Raw genomic sequence first — 23,045 nt, 5'->3', positions numbered from 1 at the left:
CTCTGAGTTTTGACGACCTAGGAACCCTTCACCGCTGCGGCGAAGTCTTCCAGGGTGCCCTCAAACTTTGTTCCCTCAGCGTCGAAAGGTGTGACCCTTCCGTTGATGACTTCAAAGCGCCCTGACGGTCCACCGATTACATAAAATAGGCCAGGCTCCGGCTCTTTGAGGAACAGGACGGCATTTTCAGAAATCTTGAACAACGGGTCGTCTGAGATCTGATGAAGAACCCCGTCAACAGACCCGCCGGTCTGTCGCACGGTTATGCGGGTCCCCTCTTTCAGGGTGCCCGCGGGATCATGGATTACTTCGTCAACGGTGAACTCAAAATCCGTGATAGGGACAGTTTTGATCTTGGATTCGTCTATGATTCGCGCGAAGCTTCCCTCGACAGCCAGCGCGCTGTGCGCTTTTAGATCCGTCAAATTGTCGTAGCTCTCCGCCCAACTGGCGTCCATGCCTACGGTATTGACGGAGCTGCTTGAATTAGCCACCTCGGGCGAACCTGCGCATCCCGAGAGACCCGCAATAGTTACTAGGGCGATTATCGTTGAAGCCATACGTGGAAATGCGGACTTCTTTATGAATTGTGTCCTCATGATTTCAGCATCCTCTCTGAACAGAGCAATTAGTACAGGGCAATAGTGCCGTTGTTGTCATCATTGGTTGGCCCAAATACCCCACAGCTATTTCGTGTGGAGGTGGAGGAAGTCATGAGAACGCAGCCGCCGGCGTGGCCTAGTCCGATAGCGTGACCCAGCTCGTCAACCGTCAGCGCGCCGGGTCCGCTGGGAAGGTAGATGTTGTCCGGAGCGACGTTCCATGCATAACGACCATTATCCCAGCCTGCTATGTTGATGCTGTACATACTTGGCTGGTACTGAATGTAAATGGTTGCGCAACAACCGCTGGTCGGCGTGCCTTCCCACCGAACGCCCTCAAGGACATATGCCTTTGCAGGGCTCATGCCAAGTGCTGTCATCAGAAGTATCACCAACCCTACGGTCAGCGATTTAAGCCAAAGCGACGTCGGCCCTTTTGTGCCGAGTTGAAATTTGATCCGCGGACGCAATTCTCCCCGTTCATATTTTTCCCCATCACTTGCCACAGAGGACGCCCATTGCACCCCCTCCTCTTTCTGTGGGGCCGCCCTCGAGAACGTGACGCAGATCTCTTGAAAGAGTGCTGATTGATTTCTGTCGGTTCGGATAGGACACCGCCAGGCAGGATCCTGCGCCGTCCTCAGGTGAACCTGGCTTCAACGAACCTCAGCATTGAAAGGGAATTGAGGCAGACGAGGTACAGCACCAAACCGGCTGTAAAGAGCATCAACCAGACGGTGGTCATTCCCAGAATGAAGGCGGTCACGAACAGGATCCCGGCGGTGCCCAACGACACCCTCTTCTCCACGCCCAAAGCGTAGAGGGACAACCGGTAGACGTCCCGGGCGCGGAAGCTGAAGCGGGAAAGGATGAGCATCGCGTTCATGGCGGCAGTGCAGACCAGGAGCGCGAGACCCACCAGACCTATCCGTGCGGCGAACTGTATCCCGAATCCTGAGGCAGCGTCCGGTGAGCCGGGGAGGACGCTCAGGTTGAAAGCGATGACACCCAGGAACAGCATGTAGGGCAGCCAAACGAGCAGTGCCTGCTTGAAGTTCAGACGGTACGAAGCCAGGAAGTCACGGAACACTCCCCTGTCCCCGCCTGCAAGAAGTCGATTGAAGGCATAGCAGGAAGCCACAACAGAAGGTCCCACTAGGACAAACCCCAGCAGCGCACCTGGCCCGAGTACACCGACCAGCAACGGCATGAGAACCGCCGGTGCATTGGCCAACACCAACAGAGCACTCCCGGTCATGATGCCATATACAGTGCCGGCGGCTTTGAACAGTGGTCCCGTTCCGAATTCTGGCTTCCTGCCTGCCATCAGATCTACTTCTTGTCCGCGTACGCTTTGTAGGCCTTGTTCGCCAGCTCCACGTATTTTGTCTGGCCTTTGCTGTCGAGTTCCTTGACGTAGGCGTCGAACTCGCCGAGGGGACGTTGGCCGGTGATGAACTTGAGGGTGTTCTGCTTGACGTGGTCTTTCAGCGGGGTGAGCGCCAACGTGGCTTGTTCGCGATCGACGTCGTTGAACGGGACCGGCGGCGCGACCGGGCGCGGCTTCTTCGACTTCATCGCTTCCTGGAAGGCCAGTTCTTCTTCATTGAACGTGGACTGCAGGAGTTCCGTCGTGCCGCCGTAGGCGAAGTTGCCGCCGGAGAACCCGTAGTCAACACGAAGATCCTTGGTGCCTGCAGGGTTGAGCCCCTGGAAGTTGATGTCGGCCGCAAGCTTGCGCTTACCGCCTTCCTTGGTGAACGTGGTTCCTTCCACACCCCATTTACTGAATTCCTGCCCGGCATCACTGTAGAAGAGCCAGTCGATGTACTGGATAAGCGCCACGAAGCTGTCCTTATCCTTCACCGAGGAGTTCAACATGATGCCGTTCTCCAAGCGACTGCCGCCAATAATGTCGCCCGCAGGGCCTCCTGGAACAATGATCTTGCCGATCTCGAAGTTGCCCTTGCCCAATGACTGTTCCATGGAGGTCCGATAGGTAATGACATTCTGGGAGTTGGCGCTGATGACGAAGGACTTCCCCGAGACAAACTTCTGGATAGCGGAATCGTCCGTCTGGGTGAAGCTTTCGGGATCCATCAGTCCTTCGGATATGAGCGAGTTGAAGTACGTCACCAGGTCTTTGAACTTGTCCGACCCCGCGGCGAATGCGAACTGCTTCTTACCTTCATCGAACTGGAGTCCGTCCACCAACCCCCAACCGGCCACCGTACCGAAGGCTGCGCTGGCGATGTTGAGGACGCTGTCGCCCTTGAACCGATCAGAGAAAGGAACAACATCCGGATAAGCCTTTTTCAAGGAGCGCAGCACATCTCTGAACTCGTCCCAGGTTTTAGGTTCGGACAGGCCTTCTTTTTTCAGCACATCCTTGCGGAAACACAGGGAGTAGTCCGGCCAAAGTTCCTCGTGCAGTCCGGGAAGGACGTAGTACTTGCCGTCTTCCTGGGTCAGCGCTTCAATTTCCGGTTCCAGCTTCCATTTCTTGACCTTTTCCTGGAAATGCGGCATCAAGTCCACGTAGTCGCTGACGGGGAGTACAGCGCCCGCCGAGACGAACGCGGACTCCTGTCCCGGATACGTCTTGGCGATGATCTCAGGGGCACTGCCGGAGCTGATGAGCAGGCTGCGCTTCTGCTCGTAGTCGCTGTTGGGCACGATGGTGGGTTCCAGCGTGACGTTGTTGTCGCTGGCCATCTTGGTGAAGAGCAGCCAGTCCTTCTTGTAGGGGTAGGTGGGCTGGTCGGAGAACAGGAACGTGAACGTCAACGGCGTCGTCGCCTTGAATGTGTCACCCACCTTGAAACTCTCCATCGCACCGTTGCGGGATTTGGAAGTGTCCACCTTCTCGGAGGTGTCGGAATCACAACTGGTCATCATCAGGCCGATGGCGACAACGGATGCGAGGCCGAGGAAGTCCCTCCTGCGGAACTCTCGTGTGCTGATCATGGGGTTTCCTTTCATAGGTTCATTCCTTGACGGAGCCGAGCATGACGCCCGAGAAGAAGTACTTCTGGACGAAGGGGTAGACGCAAAGGATGGGAATGACGGTGAGCACGATGGTGACCGACTGGATGTTGGCTGCGATCTGCCCGACGTTTTCAGCCGTCCCGCCAGCCGACCCCGCTGTGGTGACACCGGCAATCATGTTGCGCAAATAGATGGTGACCGGGAAGAGGTCCGGGTTGTCGAGGTAGAGGAAGGCCTGGAACCAGGAATTCCAGTTGGCCACCGCGTAGAACAGCACCATGGTGGCCACAATGGCTTTGCTCAGCGGCAGCACTACCCTGAAGAGGATCCCGTACTGGGTAAGCCCGTCAATCGATGCCGCTTCCTCCAGCTCACGGGGCATGTTCTCGAAGAACGACTTCATGATGAGCAGGTTGAAGACGCTGATGGCGTTTGGCAGCACCACCGCCCAGATGGTGTCCCGCATTCCCAAGGAACTGATGAGTACGTAGTTCGGGATCAGGCCGCCGTTGAAGAACATGGTGAAGACTGCCAGGCCGATGAACACACTGCGGCCCTTGAGGTCCTTCTTGGCAATGGCGTAAGCGAAGGCCGTGGTCAGCACCATGGAAATAGCCGTTGCCACCACTGTGTACAGGACCGTATTTCCGTAGTTGGTCCAGAACGTGGAGTCGGCCAGGATCAACTTGTAGGTCTCCGTGTTGAAACCCATCGGGAACAGGTTCACCTGCCCGGCGTTGATGAAGCCTTCACTGGAGAACGACTGGGCAATGATGTTCAGGAACGGATACATCGTCAGGAACACCACGAGCAGCAGGAACACCAGGTTGAAGGCCCGGAAGATCCGCATCCCGCGGGAAACCCGCATGTTCTTCAAAAGGACCCCTTGGGCCGCAGCGCCCTTGTTGGCAGTAGCTGACTTGTTCACCACAGGCTCGTTCCTGCGAGGCGCTTGGAAATCGCGTTCGCTGAGAGGATCAGCGTGAGGCCGATGACGGATTCGAACATTCCGATCGCGGCCGCGTAGCTGAAGTTGCTGGATTCCAGGCCTACCCGGTACAGGTAGGTGGAGATGACGTCTGAGGTTGCGTAGTTGAGCGGGTTGTAAATGAGGAGGATCTTCTCGAAACCCACAGCCATGAACGTTCCGATGTTCAGGATGAGCAGGGTGATGATGGTGGGTCGGATGGCCGGCAGGGTCACATGCCAGGTCTGCTGCCAGCGGTTGGCGCCATCGATCCGTGCCGCCTCGTACAACGATTCATCGACCCTGGTGAGCGCGGCGAGGTAAAGGATCGCTCCCCAGCCCATGGTCTGCCAGACTTCCGAGCTGATGTACATCGGCCGGAACCAACCTGGGTCCTGCGTGAAGTTCACCGAAGTTCCGAACAGGGACTCCGCGATCTGATTTACGGTTCCCGTCATGGAGAAGTTCTGCAGGATCATCCCGGCGATGATCACCACGGACATGAAGTGCGGCAGGTATGCCACGGTCTGGACGAACTTCTTGAACTTCTGCGACCTCAACTCGTTGAGCATCAGCGCGAAGATGATGGGCATCGGGAAGCAGAACACCAGGGTCAGGACACCCAGGACGATGGTGTTCTGGAATGCCTGCCAAAAGCTGGGGTCATTGATGAAGAGGGTGACGTACTTGAGGCCAACCCACTTCTCCCCGAAGATACTGCCACCGGGTTGGAACTGACGGAAGGCAATCACATTGCCGGCCATCGGCAGGTATCTGAAAATCAGAAGATACAGCAGTGGCAGCGCCAACAGCGTGTAGAGTCGCCAATCGCGTTTGAAGGCCAGCTTCCAGCTCCCGGGCTTGTCACGCCGCCTCTTCGCTTTGCCTGGCTGGTCGCCCGGCACCACCTTTGGTGGAACATCCAGTCTTAGTGCCATGGTCCCCGCCTCTCCTGCTGTTCTTCGAGGATCAGCACGTCGTACGCAGGGAGCTCAACCGCCCCCTGAACCGCACGACCGCTGATCAGGTCCGTGCCGCCGTCGAGGACGTCCACCCGGGACGGCGCATCATTATGGTTCAGCACCATGAGAAAGCTTTTGGCGGTGCCGTCGCCGCTGGTGCCGGCACGACGGCGGACCTGGACTCCTGTGGGTGCCTTCAGTTCCGGCTCAACGCCTGCGGTCCGCAGTTCGTCGTCGAGAAGTTCCTTGAGGAGTCCGTCGTCGACGCGGGCCGACACGTACACGGCCGAGCCTTTTCCGAACGAGTTGCGCGTCACTGCCGGTGCGCCGTTCAGGCGACCGGACGCATACCTGGCCAGGACCTCCGCGGTTTCGGCGTGCAGGTGCTCGGTCCAGTAATCCGCGGAGAAAGTACCGCCGTCGGCCGTGGTCAGCTTCACTTGCTCGCCGTCCCCTGCCAGTGGATGCATCTCCTCGCTCCAGGCACCAAGGACATTTCGCAACGCGCCCGGATACCCGCCCAGGCGGATGGTGTTGTCGCGGTCCACGATGCCGGAAAGGTAGGACACCACCAGGCGTCCACCCTCGGACACGTAGTCTTCGACCTTCTTAGCGGCTTCGTCCGTGAGGAGGTACGACGCCGGCATGAGCACCACGCCGTAGGCGGAGAGGTCGCTGTTGGCATTGACGAAGTCAACAGTGATGTTGGCGTCAAAAAGCGGGCGGTAGAAGCGCAATACTTCCTGCGCGTAGTTCAGGTCCGAGCGGGGGGAGTTACCCAGCTCCAACGCCCACCAGCAGTCCCAATCGAAGACAATGGCCACGTTGGCAGCGGAACGGGTCCCCGTCAGCCCGCCCAGTGCTTTGAGTTCCTGGCCCAGCTCGCACACTTCGCGGAAGATCCTGGTGTTGGGGCCCGCATGGTTCACCATGGCCGAGTGGTAGCGCTCGGTCCCACCCTTCGCCTGCCTCCATTGGAAAAAGAGGATCGAATCGGCGCCTTGGGCAATGGCTTGGTAGGAGCCGAGCCGCATCTTGCCAGGAAGCTTGGACACATTCACGGACCACTGGCTGACCGCGCCCGTGGCTTGTTCCATGACCATCCACGGTTGGCCGTGGCGGAGGGAGCGCATGAGGTCGAAGTTCAGGGCAGCCGCGATGTGAGCGTCTTCTTCCCGCGGGTCCGGGTAGATGTCCAGGGCGGCGGCGTCTTCTTCGGCTGCCCATGCCCAGTAGTCGTTGGTTTTGTAAAAGCGCATGAAGTTGGTGACGATCGGCAAGTCCGGGCTGTGGCGCCTAAGAATGTCACGTTCGGCTTTGAAATGTTCCAGCATGCTGTCCGACGTGAACCGATGAAAGTCCAGACGCCGTGACGGGTTGGACCACGTTCGGGGCTGGGCCGGGACCCGGACCTGGTTCCAGTCCGAGTAGAGCTGGCCCCAGACGGTAGTGCTCCAGGCCTCGTTCAGTTCATTCAGTGAGGAATACTTCCGCTGAAGCCATTCCCGGAAGGCCTTCTCAGCCCACGGTCCGTAGGAAACGGGCCCATATTCATTGCCCACATGCCACATTCGCAACGCCGGATGGTTGGCGTATTGCTCCCCCATCCGCTCGGCCAGTGCCAGCGACTTGGCCCGATACACGGGGTGTGACACGTCAAAGTGCTGGCGGGAGCCGAATCCGAAGATGCTCCCGTCCGGGCGTTCCGGCATGATGTCCGGGTGCTGCTCCACCAGCCAGGCCGGCGGGACGGCATCCGGTGTTGCCAGGTCCACGCCGATGCCGTGCTCATGCATGAGATCCATGACCTCGTCCAGCCAGCCAAAGTCGAAAACGCCATCGCTGGTTTCCAAGCGGCTCCAAGAGAAGACCGCAAGCGTCACCAGGTTCACCCCGGCCTGCTGCATGAGTTTGGCATCTTCCAACCAGACTTCGCGCGGCCATTGCTCAGGGTTGTAGTCCCCGCCGTACGCGATACCGCCTAATCGCTGATGCAGGTGCTGCAGCCGCGTTTTTGCGGTCCGCAAGTCCTCAGGGTGGATGGTCATCATTGTCCTTCACTCGGGGTTCGTCGCTCCGACTTACAGTGCGACGCACATCACAGAGAGAAACTATCGTAAAGTTTCAGCAATAACAACAGTCCAGTATCCGAAACTCGCAAGTAACTTAGAGGCCTGAAATCTGCGTTCGAGTACGGCTTTCGGGCGTATGGCCTCGAGTAATTGATTCGGAATCGCGGAATAGTTTTGAAACGAGCGGACTTGTTTCGACAACAGTTCGGAAACTTTCGGAGCTTGTTAACAACTGTCTTGAATTCGCGGGAGGCCTGCGAGCGGCCAGGGGATGTTCAGCGAACTCGACCGAGCACCCGCGATCTCGCCGAGCCCCCACGAAAAACCGTTGACACGTGACCAAAAGGTCACCTATCCTGATCCCATGGACGCCGTGTTCAAGGCCTTGGCTGACCCCACCCGCAGGGAACTCCTGGACGAGTTGTTCCGCGCGGATGGCCAATCCGCCACCGCCCTCGGAGCCCGGTTCGAGATGACCCGTTTCGGCATCGCAAAGCACCTCAAACTGCTTGAGGATGCCGGGTTGGTGGTTGTCCGCCGTCGAGGACGCGAGAAGCTGCACTTCCTGAATCCGGTCCCCATCCGCCTCATCCACGATCGCTGGGTGAGTAAATACGCAGAACCATGGGCCGCTGCCCTCAGCGACCTCAAATCCAGATTGGAAAGTCCCATGGAAAAGATCTTCGAGATTTACATCAAGACCACGCCGGAAAAGCTCTGGGAAGCCATCACCGACAGCGAAATCCGCAGCAAATACCAGTTCGGGAACACCTTGACGTCGGACTGGACGCCGGGCAGCCGCTTCGAGATGCGCAACCCCAAAGCGGACGCGCCGCTGGGTGAAGGCGAGAACATCGAGGTCGATCCCCCACGCAGGCTCGTCCAGACCATGACCGCGCTGTGGGGCGAGGACGTCAAGGCCGATGGAACATCGCGGATCACCTGGGAAATCGAACCCGTCGGGGATTCCTGCCACCTCACGGTCACGCACGATCAACTCCGCGAAGGCGCGAACGACCAGCTCTACGGCGGCTGGCCCATGATCCTCTCCGGCCTGAAAACCTGGCTGGAAACCGGGGAAAAGCTCACCACGCCCGGTTCGCTGATGTACGCATAAGCCTCTTAAAGAAGGACGACGACGGCGGGCCGCTGCCGCCGTCGTCGTCGATACCTCAGTCTCCCGCCCGTCAGGCGACGGGCTGTGCTACCTGCTCTTCGCTGAGCCATGCCGCCTGCAGGGTGCCGAGCAGGTGGGGAGCGAAATCCTCGCCGATCTCCAGGACGACGCGGCATCGCGCGCCGCGCTGCTCCGGGAACCCGGCGTACTGTCCTCGGAGATCGCAGACCGTCTGGCCCCGGCCCGGGCCGTCGGTGGTGTCCACCTGGACCCGGACGGTCGGGGCCAGGGTGGGTTCAACTCCCCTGACGGCGATGGCGGCGGCAAGGGGATCGTGCATGGCCGAGCAGGCCCGTCCGAAAATGTCGACGTAGAAGCCGAAGTAGTAGCCCAGCATCTCCCCCAAGGCCTGGGACACCGGGTGTTCGGTGGACAGCAGCTCCTGGCGGTGGTTTTCCTCCAGGACGTTGGTCATGGTGACATCCAGGGGCACCAGAGTCACGTTCCAGTCGGCGGCCAGGACCTCGGCGGCGGCCTCCGGATCGTTGGCAATGTTGGCTTCCGCTACAGGAGAGATGTTTCCCGGTGCCAGCGCAGCGCCGCCCATGATGGTCACCTCGGCAATAAGCTCAGGCAGCTTCGGTTCCAGCCGCAAGGCTTCGGCGATATTGGTCAGTGGGCCGATGGCCACCAACCGCAGCTCCCCGGCGTACTGGTGGGCCAACTGGACCAACAGTTCGGCAGCCGTGGTCTTCACCGGTTCGCGGTCTGAAGGAACCAGGTCCACTCCGCCGATGCCGTTATCGCCATGGACGTGCGGCGCGCCGCCGTGGAAGGTGCCCACCTGGGGATCGTGCGCGCCGACTGCCACGGGAATGTCCGGGTGGCCCGCAAGGTTTAGCAGGTCCAGGGTGTTCCGGGCGCCGCCGGCTGCACTGACGTTGCCGCTCACGGTCCCTATTCCTACGAGCTCGGCCTTGGGTGAGGCCATGAGGTAGGCGAGGGCGAGGGCGTCGTCGATGCCGGTATCGCAGTCAAGGAAGAAGGGTGCAGGCTGGTTCACAGGTCTCTCGTTTCAGGTGTAGCGGTGATGGGGGTTCTGCTGGGTGTCCGCGCGGAACCGGCGGACCGGCGTCGTGTGTTAGATCTTTTCGCCCTTCGGCGCGGCGATGAACAGGCTGACAATGAACGCCAGGGCCGTGATCGATACCGAAATCCAGAGGGCAGCAGAGTACCCGGCCGCGGTGCCCTGGCCTGCGAACGGCGCAACAACCACGACGCCGAGACTCGCCCCGATGCCGAAGGAGGCGCCGTTGATGCCCGGCAGCGCTGCGGGTGCTTCCTTGGGCGAGAGTAGGACGGACAGGCCGTTGATGGCAGTGAGGAAGAATCCGTTGTAGAAGATACCCAAGGCGGCAATGGCGATGAGGACCGCGATCTGGTTGTGGGCGAACAGGGCGGCGATGATCGCGCAGGCGAGGCTGGTTGCGGTGCCTACACGGACGATCTTGATCCAACCGCGGCGGTCGGCGATCCAGCCGGCCAGCGGAGCGGCGAACACGCCAATCAGTGCTGCAGGGGTGAGGAAGAGCAGGGCTGCCACCGACACGGACAGTCCGAAGCCGTTGTCCTTGTCCTGGCTGAGCAATACCACGGTGAAGTTGATGATGGCGAAGATGCCCGCAAGTGTCAGCACGGTGGTGGCGATGACGGGCCACACCTGGCGGGAACGGAGGTGGTGGACTGCAACCAACGGGGTTTCGCGCTTTTTCTCGATGAGCCAGAAGGCCGTGAACGATGCAATACTGCCGGCCAGCAGTCCGAGGGCTGCCGGTGAAGTCCAGCCGGCAGAGGAACCCGTGGACACGAAGTAGGTGATGAACACCAGGAACACGGACAGGGAACCCGCTCCCCACCAGTCCATCCGGCCCGGAGCCACGCTGGACCTACCGCCCGGGACTACCTTGATGACACAGACGACGGCGATGGCCGCCAGCACCAGCACGGCGACGAAGATCGACTGGAAGCCCAGGGTCTCGGCCATGAGCCCGCCAAAGTAGCCGTCCACGCCACCAACTCCACCGTTGATGGCGGCAATGATCCCAATGGAGGTGCCGAAGAGCCGGGCGGGCAGGTACTCGTTCAGGACGATGTAGGAGAGGGCGAAAATCGCGCTGGAGACGCCCTGCATGAAGCGGCCCGTCACCAGCAGCGGCAAGGTCGGGGCGAAGATGCACAACACGGTTCCGGCGCCCATGATGGCCAGCACCAGCAGCAATGCGTTGCGGCGGCCTATGAAGTCGCTCCACCGGCCAATCACAGGACCTGAGATGGCGCCGGCGAGGAAGAACATGGATTGAACCTGTGCGACGGCTTCCGGGGTCTCGCCGAAGAAGGAGCCGATATGCGGCAGTGCGGGGGTGATCATGCTGGCGTTGAGTTGGAACGCCAGGACGGCCAGGACCAGCGTGGTGATCAGCAGTGCGGCAGCCTTGCCGTGGACCCTGCCTTCATCGGGAGCGTCAAGATCGCCGGCCGGGGTTTGCGGGTCTACGGCCTGCGGATCTGCAGCCTGCTGGCCTGTGGCGGTGGGGATGTTCACATCAAACTCCTTTGTCCAGGGGCGCGGGGCGGCGCCACGAGATGTGAGTTGTTATACAAGCATGTATTACGAGCTTGTGCAACCTGTCACATTCATCCGGTACAGTGTCGGTAACCCATTCCAAGTGAGGCCTCCCTTGACCGACAAAGCCGTCCAGTTCCTGTCCCGCCCCATAGCTACCCAGCCCGGGCAGCCCCTTCGTGTTGCCGCGTACTCGCGCATCGCAGAGGCGATCCGGACAAAGATCCTGCCGCCGGGTTCGCTGCTCCCCACCGAGACCGAGCTGGGCACCATGATGGATGTCAGCCGCACCGTGATCCGGGAAGCGTTGATGTTGCTGGAAGAAGACGGCCTCACCCGGGCACGCCGTGGAGTCGGACGGTTCGTGGCTGATTCACTGCCCAGGATCGGCATTGAACACATCCGCCCGTTCGATCAACTCCTTGGCGGGCCGGACCAGGACATCCAGGTCAAGCGCGTGGCAGCCATCAAACAACCGGCGTCGGAGTTCGTTGCGCCGGGTATCGGAGTGGAGCCCGATGAGGACGTCTGGTTCTGGGAGAGCGTACTCATCCGCAACGGCGAGCCCGTGGCCCACCTCCAGGAAAACGTCGCACAGAGAATTCCCGAAGCCGACCAACTCGCCGAGGCCGCAGAGGCGCCCACGCTTTCCGCGTCCACACTCCTGGAGGTGCTTAGCGGACTACCCGGCGCTTCCCTGGGACCCGGCGAATGCGAGATCAGCCTCAGTACGGCCGGGCCAAGCCGTGCAAAGCTGCTGGGACTGCGCCCCTCTGATCCGGTGCTGGTCCTCACCCAGTACGTGCGCCGGAACGGCTCCCCGTTCTACCTCGCAAAATGCCTCGTAGCCGCGAAAGCCGGCCACCTCTCCGTCATCCAGTCCTCCTGACATTCAGCTGATTTCTTCCAAAAAGGACCTTCCATGAGCACTCCCCTGCACTCTTCCGCGCCCATTTCCAGCTCCACGCTCACGGTGGTGGGCAGCATCAACCTCGACATCACGGCAACGGCCAGCCGGCTGCCCTCCCCCGGTGAAACCGTCGGCGGAGCAGTCCTCCGCCAGCAGCCCGGTGGGAAGGGCGCCAACCAGGCAGTTGCTGCGGCCCGGCTTTCCGGCCGCTCCCGCATGGTGGGGGCCGTTGGCGAGGACGACGCCGGCCGGACACTTCTGGACGCAATGGCCGGTGCCGGCGTCGACATCCACAGCGTTGCCCGCGTGGAAGCGGCGACGGGAACTGCCTTGGTGCTGGTGGACAGCGACGGCGAAAACCAAATTGTGGTGTGCCCCGGCGCCAACGGCTCAGTGGCCTTGGACGGGGTGTCATTCGGCGAAGAAGAAGCCCTGCTGTGCCAGCTCGAAGTGGACCAGGACGTGGTTCTGGAAGCTGCCCGCCGCGCACCGGGATTCTTCGCACTCAACGCCGCACCGGCAGCGCCGATCCTGCCGGAACTCCTGGAGCGCTGCGATCTGGTGATCGTGAACGAAACCGAATACGAGCTGATCCCCGCCCTCAAGAATGCGCCGCTGGTCGCGGTGACCTACGGCGGCGAGGGCTCGGCAATCTTCGTCGACGGCGAACGCGTCGCCGAGGCTCCGGCGGTAAAAGTCAAGGACATCGCCAACACCATCGGCGCGGGCGACGCCTTCTGCGCAGCCCTGGTCCTTGCCTTGCAATCCGGCTTGGACCACAGCCATGCCCTGGCCGTAGCCAACGCCGTGGGCGCTGACGCCGTCCGCGATGCCTCGTCCCAGCCCGGCTTGCATTCCTTGGAACACTACATTGAGGCGACGCGCCTGCCTGATGCAGCGGGTTCCGCCGCCACCAAGTAATCCGCCCACCGCTTCAGGGCAGTCTCCACAGGCGGATGATGCAATCCGTGTGCCTCAGCCAAGGCGAGCGCTGCCGCGGTGGGATACCGCTCTTCCGAGAGGAACGACAACGTCTCCGGATCCGCGCCGGTGAGTTTGGGCGGGAGCCTCTTCAGAAGAGCACTGGGGATTCTCAACCACGGGACCCTGACCTTCAGGTGCTTCCCGAGCATGCGCAACAGTTCCGGCAACGGCGGCGTGGCGTCATCGAGAACCCAGTACGAGGCGTTTTCCGCCTCGGATGTGATGGGGACCAGCGCCATGAATGACGCCAGGTAGTCCACAGTCACCACGGGGACGAACGTGCGGTTGTTCCCGGGCAGTGCGGGCAGCTTTCCACGGGAGAGGTCCATGACGCTCGCCGCGAGGCCCAGGCCCTGCCGCGACTCGCCGTTGACGGAATCTCCGATCACGGAGGCCGGATTGACCACGGTGAAAGGGACGCCCAGGGAACGCGCTGTCGCTTGCACGACGGCGTCGGACTCCACCTTGGACCCTTCATAGGCGCCCAGGTGTTTGTATTCCCTGGCGCGGCGCGAGTCGTCCCACGGCACCTCGTTCGGGTCCTGGCCGCCCACCCGGTAGCCGGACAGATGGACCAGCCTGGTCAGCGCCGGCAGCTGCGAGGCGAAACGAACCACCCGTTCTGCGCTGGTCACGTTCGCGGAGTAGGCATCATCGGCCGTCATGCCAAACGCGAACGCACCGGCGACATTGTGGACTTCAGTCACGGTCCGGAATTCGTCCGACCCAGGATCAACACCCAAGCCGGCGTCGTTAAAGTTCACGAGCACGTGCTTTGCGGTGCCGTCGGCATCGTGACGCGCGAGCCAGTCCGCCAGCCGGTGGAAGGAATCTTCGCTGCGCACCGCGGCTGTGACGGTCACCCCCTGGTGCAGGAGTTCCCGCACCAGCCACTGCCCGATGTGGCCCGTGGCTCCGAACACCAAGGCATGGCGGAGGCTCATGCGCCTGCTCCGGCCTGGGTTGCTGCCAGCAATGTCTTGAGCGTCCCGGCGGCTGCGTCCATTGGCTGGGTGGACTTGTGAGCGCGGGACAGGATGAGCGAGCCCTCCACCAGGCAAATGATCGATGTCGCCAGGCTATGGGCGTTTCCCTCTTCCACCCCGAACGTGGACAAGTAGCCGGATACGGCCTGGATCCATCCGTCGTAGACGCGGCTGCACGCCTCCCTCAGCGGCTCATTCTCCGATGCCGCGTCCAAGGCGACGGAGGAAACGGGACAACCTGCCTGATAATCGCTGGTTTCCAGGATGTTTTTGAGTTCGGCAATGAGTGCGTCCACTACCGCCGCAGGTGAGGTGGCCGTCGTCGTGGCCTTGCCAATCAGTTCTCCGAAGTGATCGCCGGCCAGCGCCACGGCGGCAACGCCGAGCCCCGTCTTCCCTTCGGGGAAATGGAAATAGAGCGAGCCTTTGGGAGCACCGGACCGGGCCAGGACAGTGTTGAGTCCGGTTCCGTGATAGCCGTGAAGTTGGACCAGATCAAGCATGGACTCGACCAAACGCTGCCGGGTTGCGATTCCTTTGGGGTATGAAGAAGACATATCTAGATAATAGACCAGTCTATATATTATTTCCACAAACAGCCGGGTTAGATGCTACAGTTGCTACGATTGCTACGGAGGATCATCATGACAACTATTCCCCACCGGGAACTGCGCAACCAGAGCAGCAAGATTCTGGAACGCGTCAAGAATGGCGAAGTCATCGACGTCACCAATAACGGCCAGGTCGCGGCCACCCTCATTCCGCCATCCGCTTCGCCCTTTGAACGATTGCTCCAAGCAGGAAGCATCCGGCCTGCGATCGAGTCACCCGTGGACTTCCGCCTTGTGGCGCGTGTCAGCAGCGATATGACCACGGCCGACATCCTGGCTGACCTCCGCGGAGACCGGTGATCGTTTACGCGGACACCTCCGCGATTCTTAAGCTTGTTGTGGATGAGCAGGAATCTGAAGCTCTGGCCGCGCATCTCCAGGGAGTCCGGTTAGCTGGAGGTCACTTGGTGGCTTCCATGCTCCTCTACACCGAGCTTCACTGCGCTGCACGCCGACGCAGCCTTCCCTTTGACCAAGTCAACGACGTCCTTGCCGGCCTCAACCTTGTTGATGTCACCCGTTCGGATCTAATGTATGCCTCAGCGCTGCCCAGGCAACTTCGGAGCGCAGACGCCATTCACTTGGCAACCGCCATCAGGCTTCAAGTGGACTCCGTGGTGGCCTATGACCAGGAACTGTGCTTGGCCGCGAAGGAATCCGGGCTCACGACCATGTCGCCCGGAACCTAGCCAGGCCTACCCCACGATCCGGAAGTCGTCGAACTCCCCTGTACCGTCGGAGAGCTCGAAATCCACCTTCTCAACGTGGCCCGGCGCCTGCGTGGACTGGAGCCACTTCACGAGGCGGTCAACGTCGGCTGCCGAACCCTCGGCAAGCAACCGGACGGAACCGTCGTGATCATTACGGACCGTCCCTGTCAGCAGGAGTTCGTCGGCCTTCCGGGCAGTCCAGTAGCGGAAGCCCACCCCCTGGACGACGCCGGTGATGCGGGCTGTGAGCCGAACGGTCCCGTCAGTCATGGCTCCACTTTAACCAGATCCGCCCTTGTCCGGCCCGTTCACCGTATAAGGGCGTGCGGGCCTGACAAGGGCGGGATCCGGCAGCAAACAAGCTAGCCGATCACGATGTCGCGCGTTTCGTGGCTGTAGGTGATGGTGACCGTGCCGCCGTCGTGGTTCAACTCGTGGTTGGCGCCGTCACGGACGCCGAACGCACCGTAGTTCTCGTCCCACGAGCGGTTCAGGGCCACTTTGTAGGTGTAGAAACCAGCGGGCAGTTCAGCCGTCAGCGTCCATACCTGGACCAACGGGTTGAACGTCATCTGGGCTTCGTCATACTGCGGCGCCCAATCCTCGGGGGCACCAAGGATCTTGTTGAAGTCCCCGGCAATCGCGACGGCGTCCGGCTGCGGCAACGTCTCGACGGCGGTGGCCGCCTTGCCCTTGGCCGGCGCCTTGCGCGTGGTGGCCTTCTTTGCCGCAGGTGCGGCTTTCGCCGCGGCAGCCTTAGTGGCAGTGGCCTTCGGGGCCGACACCCTGGCGGCGGCAACCTTCGGCTCGGCCACGTCGGTGGCCGCTTCCTTGGGTGCGGTCACTTTCTTCGCAGCAGCACGCTTGGTCGCCGCTGCCTTCTTCGCCTGGGGCTTCACCGGCGGCGCGGTGGGAACCGGGACGTCGGCTGGTACCGGCGTTCCGGCGTCGAGCGCTGCTGCAAAAGCTGCAACGTCGCCGAACGCGACCGTCGCACGCAAGCCGTCCTCGGGAATGGTCCAGCCCGAACGTCCCTTGACCAGCCAGCCGGCCTTGACCAACTTGGCCGAGGCGGAGGTGAGCGTCTTGTGGCCGCGCGGAATTCCGCCACTGAGCAGTTCGGCCTCGTGGTCGTTGAAAGGAACGCGCGCAGTCGCTTCGGCCAGCACTTCGCCGGCGTTCAGCGTTGCCCCGGACCATACGCCCTCTGCGAGGATGTCCAGGACGGCCTTCAGACGAAGGTTGGTGTTCTCGGCGGTGTTCGCGCCCATGCTTCTCCTTCTACGGTGGTTATTCCCTTGCAGTTTGCCAATGAATTGTTAATTCCCGCGACTGCAGTTGGTAAACACCGTGTGTCGTGACTGAGTGTGACATCACAATCGCCGCAAGTGATCCACGGGTCTCGGCTGGAGCGGTTCAGGCCCGCGTCACCGATGATTTGACCCACTCTGTGACCTCGTCCAGGAGCTCTGTTTTGCGCGCCTCGCTGGCGAAGGATGACCGGATGGAATTGGCAGCCAAGGTAGCCTGCTCGGGCACCGAGAACTTCAGGACCTCAACCAGCTTCCCGAAGTTATCGTCCACGTACCCGCCAAAGTAGGCGGGGTCGTCCGAGTTGACGCAGACGTTCAGGCCGATCGCCAGCATTTCGGGAAGCGGGTGGTCCTCCAGCTTGTCCACGGCGCGAAGCCGGACATTGGACAGGGGGCAGACCGTCAGGGGCACCTGCTCGGCCACCAACCGCTGCACCACATCGGTGTCTTCCATGCACCGGATGCCGTGATCGATCCGCTCAACATGCAACACGTCCAGCGCCTCCGTGATGTAGGAGGCGGGGCCTTCCTCGCCGGCGTGGGCGATCCTTCGCAGCCCGGCCTCGCCTGCGCGCTGGTACAGGCGTTCAAATTTCGACGGCGGATTGCCCACCTCGGCCGAGTCCAGGCCGATGCCAGCAATGGGAGCATGCATGGCAAGGAGCTGGTCCAGCACTTCCAGCGCGGATTCCTCGGACATATCCCGCAGGAAGGCGGCAATGAGGAGGGTGGAGACACCAAAGTCCTCTTCCGATGTTGCCAGGGCCTTGGCCACGCCGTTGACGCAGGTCTCCAAGGCCACTCCGCGTGAGATGTGGGCCTGGGGGTCCATCATGATTTCCGCGTGCCGTACTCCTCCGGCGGCGGCGCGCTCCAGGTAGGCGCGGGTCATGTCCGTGAAATCCTGTTCGGTCTGCAGGACGGCCATGTTAGCGTAATAGAGGTCCAGGAAGGACTGCAGGTCGGAGAATTCATACTTCCCGCGCAGTTCTTCGATGTCTTCATAGGGCAGTTCAATGCCATTGCGTTCGGCCAGGGCAAAGATCAGCTCTGGCTGGAGGGTCCCTTCGATGTGCAGGTGCAGTTCGGCAACCGGAGGTGCCGGGGTGGTTGTTTTCTCGCCAATAGTATCCACCCTGCAACTCTAGGCCCGAACACGGGCACGTGTCCCGGAGCACTCAACTTGGTTCTCACGCCCGGCACCCTCAAACTGAAAGGATGCAGACTTTCCTCCCTTTCGCCGATTTCCGTCAGAGCGCTGCGGCACTCGACACGTCAAGGCTCGGCAAACAGCGCGTCGAAGCACTCCAGGTCCTCCGCGCGTTGGTGATCCCGGAGTACGGTTGGCAGTCCCACCCGGCGGTCCGCATGTGGATGGGCCACGTTCCGGCACTCACCATGTATGGCCTGGCCATGGCCGACGAATGGATCGAACGCGGCCACCCGGACAACACCCGCACCAACATCGCGGAGTTCGCGCCGCAGGCCGCCCACCCGGACTACGCGTCCAGGATCATCATGCCGCCGTGGCTGGGACACGAGGACCTGCACCTCAGCCACCGTTCCAAATTGATCAGCAAGGACCCCAAGCACTACACGCAGATCTTCCCGGGTACCGAGGAGAAGCTGGAATACGTGTGGCCGGAGCCCAAGCATGAGTTCCACCCGGAAGATCCCGAAGAGGACAGCCTGTGGATCCTGCGCTCCAACGTTGAGAACCTTCGTCCCGAAGAGCTCACCACCGTCAGCATGCCTCCGCATGGCAAGGCCCGTTCCGCGGCGCCGGCGGACCCAGACGAGTACCAGTTCGTCTACGCCGAGGAAAAGTCGCGGCGGCAGGTGAAGGGCCCCAAAAAGCGCCCGGTGAAGCAGCTTGAGAAGAAGCCCACGCGCAAGCGCCAGGCCCAGGAGCAGGCGTTCAACACCCTGCCCGGCAAGACCGAACTGGCCGTCCCGTTCGACGGCGGCCAGACCTTCGCCGTCGGCCTTATCCATGGGCGCCCCATCACCGTGAACGGCCGCTTCGCGCGCAACTTCGAGGTCACCAACGTGATCAAACGCTCCGACTTCGACTACCCGGCGCTGTTGCAGGATCCCCGGGTGTTCTTCCCGGTCCCCGCACCCGCGCAGTAGCGGCACGTTTCCACCAACGCAGGGAGGGCCATGGATTTCCAGCACATCATCGAGGCCGTTGGCAGGTACATGGATGCTGCGGGGGTGGCCGTCATGGTGGTTGGAGCTTTGGTTTCCATCCCCATGGCCCTGCGCGGCTACCAGCCGGAACGGGCCAGGGGCTTGGCGCCGTTCACCCCATACCGGGCCTACCGGCAGTTGTTGGGCCGCTCCATCCTGTTGGGCCTTGAGCTCCTGGTGGCGGCGGACATCATCCGTACCGTCGCGGTGACGCCAACTTTCGAGAGTGTCGGCGTCCTGGCGATCATCGTGCTCATCCGGACCTTCCTCAGCTTTTCGCTCGAACTGGAAATAACCGGCCGCTGGCCGTGGCAGAAGGAAAAGAGCCCGGACGCCACCGAGCCGCTACGATCGGATGCATGACGCAGCCGTGGGGACCGGACATTCTTGGCGAAGGCTTTGAACAGCAAACGCTGAAGCTCGACGGCGACGCTGTCGCCACCTTGGTGCGTTACGTCGGTTCCGGTCCGCAATGGCTCGATGCTCCGGATGGCGTTGGCCTCGACGCAGACGTCCTCTACGTACATGGCTGGTCCGACTACTTCTTCCAACGCCACCTCGCCGAATTCTGGCACCGGGCCGGGGCGCGCTTCTACGCCCTGGACCTGCATAACTACGGCCGCAGCCTGCGGCCTGGACTGGTACCGGGGTTCGTCACCAACCTCACGGATTACGACGCCGACATCGCGGCCGCCTTGGACGCCATGGGGCGTTCAGGTGCGCCGGGTGAAGACCGTCCACTCATCCTGCTGGGACACTCCACCGGCGGGCTGACACTAAGCCTCTGGGCGCACCGCCATCCCGGTATGGCCTCGGCACTGGTCCTCAACAGCCCGTGGCTGGAGTTCCAGGCCACCGAACTTGGCCGCCGCGCAATTGCGCCGCTTGTGGGTCTGCATGCCCGGCTCCACCCGCTGGCGCCGCTGCCGCCCGTGGATCCGGGAATTTACACCCGTGCAGTCTCAGCAGCCCTCGACGGCGAATGGGACTACAACCTCGACTGGCGCCCCGACCGGGGATTCCCCATCACGCCGGCATTCCTGGACGCTGTGTTCCGCGGCCAGGCAACAGTCGCCGCAGGTCTGGGCATCGACACACCCGTGCTCGTGTTGCTCTCCGACAAGAGCTACCTGCAACCGAAGTGGTCCGCCGATGCGCTCACTGCGGACGTGGCACTGAACGTAGACGCCGTGGCCCACCGTGCCCTTTCCCTGGCGGACACAGTCACAGTGAGCCGGCTGCCGAACGCCTTCCACGACATCTTCCTCTCCCCGGAACCCATCCGCAGGGAAGCGTTTGAGCGCATCGGCCGCTGGCTGCCCATGGCCCTGCAACCGGCCGACGCCATGGAGTGGGAAGCCAGGACAGCGGGCTTGTAGCCCTCGCCCGGTCCCGCCGTTGTTGGCCCGCTGCAGTGGGCCTTGCAGCCCGTAGCAGCACGGGAGGGTACGCAAACGAGGGCAGCCCGCGGGGATCCGTAGGCGGCAGGCCTACTTGCCAAGCCCCGCCCGGCGCAAGGCCTCAGCCATGGCGGTGTTGGCCGGAGCTGCTTGGGTCTGCTGGGGTTTGCCCTGTCGCGGGCTGCGTTGTTGCGGGCTGCCCTGGCCTTGCCGCTGGCCCGGCTGACCGCCGCGCTGACCCGACTGGCCGCCGCCCCGCTGGCCCGGCTGACCGCCCGAGTCGCGCCCTCCTGCTGCACGCCCACCCGAGGTGCGGCCACCTGCAGAGCCGGGTTCGTCGTCGAGCCTGAGCGTCAGGGAAATGCGCTTGCGCTCCGGGTCGGCCTCCAGCACCTTGACGCGGACCACTTGGCCGGACTTCACGATTTCGCGCGGATCAGAGACGAACTTGTTGGACAGGGCCGAGACGTGCACCAGACCGTCCTGGTGCACCCCGACATCCACAAAAGCGCCGAACGCGGCAACGTTGGTGACCGTACCTTCCAGGATCATGCCCGGCTTGAGGTCGGAGATCTTCTCGATGCCCTCGGAGAACGACGCCGCCTTGAACGCCGGACGAGGGTCGCGGCCGGGCTTCTCGAGTTCGGACATGATGTCCTTGACCGTCGGCAGGCCGAAGGTACCGTCAACGAACGCCTGCGGATCCAGCGCCGTGGCGGGACCCCCGCCCGCTGCCACCAGGATCTTGCGGGCCACGGAATACGCTTCCGGGTGCACGCTGGAGGCATCCAGAGGCTCCGCTCCCCCGGTGATGCGGAGGAAGCCGGCGCACTGTTCGAACGCCTTGGCCCCCAAGCGGGGAACCTTCTTGAGGTCGCTGCGCTTGGCGAACGGACCGTTCTCGTTCCGGTAGGCCACGATGTTTTCGCTCAGCAACGGCCCGACGCCGGCCACGCGGCTCAGCAACGCAGGCGAGGCGGTGTTCACATCCACGCCCACGGCGTTCACGCAGTCCTCGACCACCGCGTCCAAGGACCGGTCCAGCTTCGCGGCAGTGACATCGTGCTGGTACTGGCCCACGCCGATGGACTTTGGCTCGATCTTCACCAGTTCCGCCAAGGGGTCCTGGAGGCGCCGTGCGATGGACACAGCACCACGCAGCGAAACGTCCATCCCGGGAAGTTCCGAAGCCGCCAAGGCAGATGCTGAATAGACAGAAGCTCCGGCCTCGGAGACAACAAGCTTCTGGATCCCCTTGGAGCCGGCAGCTTCAAGGGACTTGATCAGCTCGGTGGCAAGCTTATCCGTCTCACGGGATGCCGTTCCGTTGCCGATCGCCACGAGTTCCACGTTGTGCTGCTTGGCGAGCCGGCCCAGGGTTGCCAAGGCTTCGTCCCATTTCCTGGCGGGAGCGTGCGGGTAGATCGTGTCCGTGGTGACCACCTTGCCGGTGCCGTCCACCACAGCCACTTTCACACCCGTCCGCAGACCCGGGTCCAGTCCCAGGGTGGCCCGGTTGCCGGCCGGGGCTGCGAGCAGGACGTCGCGAAGGTTGGCCGCGAAGACTCGCACAGCCTCGTCCTCTGCGTCAGCGAACATGCGGCCGCGAAGATCCGTGGTGAGGCGGTCCAGGATCCTGCCACGCCAGGCGAGCTGAGCCGTCTGCATCAGCCATGCATCGGCGGGACGGCCCTGGTTGGCGACGCCGAGGCACTTGGCCACAGCGTTCTCGTACTTGCCGCGGGCGGCGGCCAGGGCGTCGTCGTCGGCCGGGTCTGCTTCGGCGAGATCCAGCTCAAGGACGCCGTCCTTCTCGCCTCGCAGCAGGGCAAGCACGCGGTGCGACGGCATCCCGGACGGCACCTGCGTGAACTCGAAATAGTCCTTGAACTTCTGGCCCTCGGCCTCCATGCCCTTCTTGACGCGGGAGACCATGCGGCCTTGCTTCCACAGGCGTTCCCGGAGGTCCTCGGCGAGGTCCGGGTCCTGCCCGACGCGCTCCACCAAAATGGCACGGGCACCGGCGAGCGCCGTGGCGGCGTCCTCGATGGAGTGCTCGCTGTTCAAGTACTTGGCGGCTTCGGCGGCGGGGTCCAGCTGCGGGTTGGCGAGAAGGACGTCGGCCAACGGCTCAAGACCGGCTTCGCGGGCGATCTGCGCTTTGGTGCGCCGCTTGGATTTGAAGGGAAGGTAGATGTCTTCGAGCCGGGCTTTGGTATCGGCCCCGACGACGGCGGCCTCCAGTTCCGGGGTCAGCTTGCCTTGCGAGGCAATCGCCTCGAGGACGGCCTTGCGGCGTTCTTCCAGCTCACGAAGGTATCTGAGGCGCTCTTCGAGGTCACGCAGCTGGGTGTCATCGAGCGTCCCGGTGACTTCCTTGCGGTAGCGGGCGATGAAGGGGACGGTGGATCCGGCGTCGAGCAGTTCCACCGCGGCCTTGACTTGCCAGGCTTTGACGCCGAGTTCTTCTGCGATTTGTGCGTGGATGGCGGAGTCGGCTGACTGGTGTTGGAGATTTGAAGTCACCATGACAGTTTGCCTCACGAGGGCTTGCCTGTGGGAACGGGCCGCGAGGCGTTCCCGTGGCGGGAGTGCCTCGCGGCAGCT

Annotated in this window: 23 protein-coding genes; 8 read left to right on the top strand and 15 right to left on the bottom strand. The window is 62.3% G+C overall.

The genetic code is table 11. From position 1 onward, the window contains the following. Window positions 1-17: 17 nt before the first annotated feature. From ACNAOU_RS05575 to ACNAOU_RS05545, 7 genes are all read right to left on the bottom strand, one after another. A complete protein-coding gene (locus tag ACNAOU_RS05575; protein WP_422758218.1) occupies window positions 18-599 on the bottom strand; it encodes a hypothetical protein in 582 nt (193 codons plus the stop codon). A gap of 29 nt (window positions 600-628) precedes the next feature. Then, a complete protein-coding gene (locus tag ACNAOU_RS05570) occupies window positions 629-1,108 on the bottom strand; it encodes a hypothetical protein (protein ID WP_144401243.1) in 480 nt (159 codons plus the stop codon). A 134-nt stretch (window positions 1,109-1,242) separates the two neighbouring features. After that, window positions 1,243-1,860: a YesL family protein gene (locus ACNAOU_RS05565; protein ID WP_231375218.1), complete on the bottom strand. Its 618-nt coding sequence runs from the start codon at window positions 1,858-1,860 to the stop codon at window positions 1,243-1,245. Window positions 1,861-1,934: 74 nt separating this feature from the next. Continuing rightward, complete coding sequence (locus tag ACNAOU_RS05560) at window positions 1,935-3,584, bottom strand: extracellular solute-binding protein (RefSeq protein WP_018777151.1); 1,650 nt, start codon at window positions 3,582-3,584, stop codon at window positions 1,935-1,937. A gap of 4 nt (window positions 3,585-3,588) precedes the next feature. Continuing rightward, entirely contained in the window at window positions 3,589-4,458 is an 870-nt protein-coding gene (locus tag ACNAOU_RS05555; RefSeq protein WP_026267080.1) for a carbohydrate ABC transporter permease, read from the bottom strand. Window positions 4,459-4,514: 56 nt separating this feature from the next. Beyond that, on the bottom strand, window positions 4,515-5,495 hold the full coding sequence (locus ACNAOU_RS05550; RefSeq protein ID WP_026267079.1) for an ABC transporter permease: 981 nt from the start codon (window positions 5,493-5,495) through the stop codon (window positions 4,515-4,517). Next, a complete protein-coding gene (locus ACNAOU_RS05545; protein ID WP_235338887.1) occupies window positions 5,486-7,570 on the bottom strand; it encodes a beta-galactosidase in 2,085 nt (694 codons plus the stop codon). The genes ACNAOU_RS05550 and ACNAOU_RS05545 overlap by 10 nt, the downstream gene beginning before the upstream one ends. Before the next feature lie 385 nt (window positions 7,571-7,955). Between ACNAOU_RS05545 and ACNAOU_RS05540 the strand changes: the two genes are divergently transcribed. Next, complete coding sequence (locus tag ACNAOU_RS05540; protein ID WP_422758660.1) at window positions 7,956-8,708, top strand: ArsR/SmtB family transcription factor; 753 nt, start codon at window positions 7,956-7,958, stop codon at window positions 8,706-8,708. Between the two features lie 70 nt (window positions 8,709-8,778). Here ACNAOU_RS05540 and ACNAOU_RS05535 read toward each other — a convergent pair whose 3' ends face one another. After that, on the bottom strand, window positions 8,779-9,771 hold the full coding sequence (locus ACNAOU_RS05535; protein WP_422758217.1) for a nucleoside hydrolase: 993 nt from the start codon (window positions 9,769-9,771) through the stop codon (window positions 8,779-8,781). A gap of 78 nt (window positions 9,772-9,849) precedes the next feature. Beyond that, window positions 9,850-11,310, bottom strand: coding sequence for an MFS transporter (locus ACNAOU_RS05530; protein WP_422758216.1), 1,461 nt, complete (start codon window positions 11,308-11,310; stop codon window positions 9,850-9,852). 136 nt (window positions 11,311-11,446) lie between these two features. Here ACNAOU_RS05530 and ACNAOU_RS05525 point away from each other — a divergent pair, with 136 nt between their 5' ends. Beyond that, window positions 11,447-12,220, top strand: a complete 774-nt coding sequence (locus tag ACNAOU_RS05525; protein ID WP_018777144.1) for a GntR family transcriptional regulator — start codon at window positions 11,447-11,449, stop codon at window positions 12,218-12,220. A 33-nt stretch (window positions 12,221-12,253) separates the two neighbouring features. Beyond that, on the top strand, window positions 12,254-13,162 hold the full coding sequence (locus ACNAOU_RS05520) for a ribokinase (protein WP_422758215.1): 909 nt from the start codon (window positions 12,254-12,256) through the stop codon (window positions 13,160-13,162). On the opposite strand, the gene ACNAOU_RS05515 is transcribed toward ACNAOU_RS05520, so the two are convergent. Together ACNAOU_RS05515 and ACNAOU_RS05510 are read right to left on the bottom strand one after the other, a co-directional pair. Next, on the bottom strand, window positions 13,108-14,169 hold the full coding sequence (locus ACNAOU_RS05515) for an SDR family oxidoreductase (RefSeq protein ID WP_422758214.1): 1,062 nt from the start codon (window positions 14,167-14,169) through the stop codon (window positions 13,108-13,110). The genes ACNAOU_RS05520 and ACNAOU_RS05515 overlap by 55 nt on opposite strands. After that, window positions 14,166-14,768, bottom strand: a complete 603-nt coding sequence (locus tag ACNAOU_RS05510) for a TetR/AcrR family transcriptional regulator (protein ID WP_189075982.1) — start codon at window positions 14,766-14,768, stop codon at window positions 14,166-14,168. The genes ACNAOU_RS05515 and ACNAOU_RS05510 overlap by 4 nt, the downstream gene beginning before the upstream one ends. 87 nt (window positions 14,769-14,855) lie before the next feature. Between ACNAOU_RS05510 and ACNAOU_RS05505 the strand changes: the two genes are divergently transcribed. Next, entirely contained in the window at window positions 14,856-15,122 is a 267-nt protein-coding gene (locus ACNAOU_RS05505; RefSeq protein WP_039240147.1) for a type II toxin-antitoxin system Phd/YefM family antitoxin, read from the top strand. Continuing rightward, window positions 15,119-15,511 (top strand): type II toxin-antitoxin system VapC family toxin, encoded by a 393-nt coding sequence (locus tag ACNAOU_RS05500; RefSeq protein ID WP_422758213.1) that lies wholly within the window; start codon window positions 15,119-15,121, stop codon window positions 15,509-15,511. The genes ACNAOU_RS05505 and ACNAOU_RS05500 overlap by 4 nt, the downstream gene beginning before the upstream one ends. A 6-nt stretch (window positions 15,512-15,517) precedes the next feature. Here ACNAOU_RS05500 and ACNAOU_RS05495 read toward each other — a convergent pair whose 3' ends face one another. The 3 genes from ACNAOU_RS05495 to ACNAOU_RS05485 form a co-directional block, all read right to left on the bottom strand. After that, window positions 15,518-15,802, bottom strand: coding sequence for an acylphosphatase (locus tag ACNAOU_RS05495; RefSeq protein ID WP_422758212.1), 285 nt, complete (start codon window positions 15,800-15,802; stop codon window positions 15,518-15,520). A gap of 92 nt (window positions 15,803-15,894) precedes the next feature. Next, entirely contained in the window at window positions 15,895-16,803 is a 909-nt protein-coding gene (locus ACNAOU_RS05490; RefSeq protein WP_039240145.1) for a glycosidase, read from the bottom strand. A 145-nt stretch (window positions 16,804-16,948) separates the two neighbouring features. Beyond that, complete coding sequence (locus tag ACNAOU_RS05485) at window positions 16,949-17,980, bottom strand: adenosine deaminase (protein WP_422758211.1); 1,032 nt, start codon at window positions 17,978-17,980, stop codon at window positions 16,949-16,951. Between the two features lie 83 nt (window positions 17,981-18,063). On the opposite strand from ACNAOU_RS05485, the gene ACNAOU_RS05480 reads away from it, so the two are divergent. From ACNAOU_RS05480 to ACNAOU_RS05470, 3 genes are read left to right on the top strand one after another with little or no spacing between them, the layout of a single operon-like run. Next, entirely contained in the window at window positions 18,064-18,978 is a 915-nt protein-coding gene (locus ACNAOU_RS05480) for an MSMEG_6728 family protein (protein WP_422758210.1), read from the top strand. A gap of 30 nt (window positions 18,979-19,008) precedes the next feature. Continuing rightward, window positions 19,009-19,401 (top strand): DUF1622 domain-containing protein, encoded by a 393-nt coding sequence (locus ACNAOU_RS05475; RefSeq protein ID WP_018777134.1) that lies wholly within the window; start codon window positions 19,009-19,011, stop codon window positions 19,399-19,401. Continuing rightward, on the top strand, window positions 19,398-20,417 hold the full coding sequence (locus ACNAOU_RS05470; RefSeq protein WP_422758209.1) for an alpha/beta hydrolase: 1,020 nt from the start codon (window positions 19,398-19,400) through the stop codon (window positions 20,415-20,417). The genes ACNAOU_RS05475 and ACNAOU_RS05470 overlap by 4 nt, the downstream gene beginning before the upstream one ends. Before the next feature lie 111 nt (window positions 20,418-20,528). On the opposite strand, the gene ACNAOU_RS05465 is transcribed toward ACNAOU_RS05470, so the two are convergent. Further along, window positions 20,529-22,967, bottom strand: coding sequence for a Tex family protein (locus ACNAOU_RS05465; RefSeq protein WP_422758208.1), 2,439 nt, complete (start codon window positions 22,965-22,967; stop codon window positions 20,529-20,531). Window positions 22,968-23,045 lie beyond the last annotated feature (78 nt).

Origin of the sequence: Paenarthrobacter sp. C1, assembly GCF_049315185.1 — a bacterium.
Lineage (GTDB): Bacteria > Actinomycetota > Actinomycetes > Actinomycetales > Micrococcaceae > Arthrobacter > Arthrobacter nicotinovorans.
The sequence above is the reverse complement of the archived record's forward strand: the minus strand, read 5'-3'. Positions and strand labels throughout refer to the sequence as shown.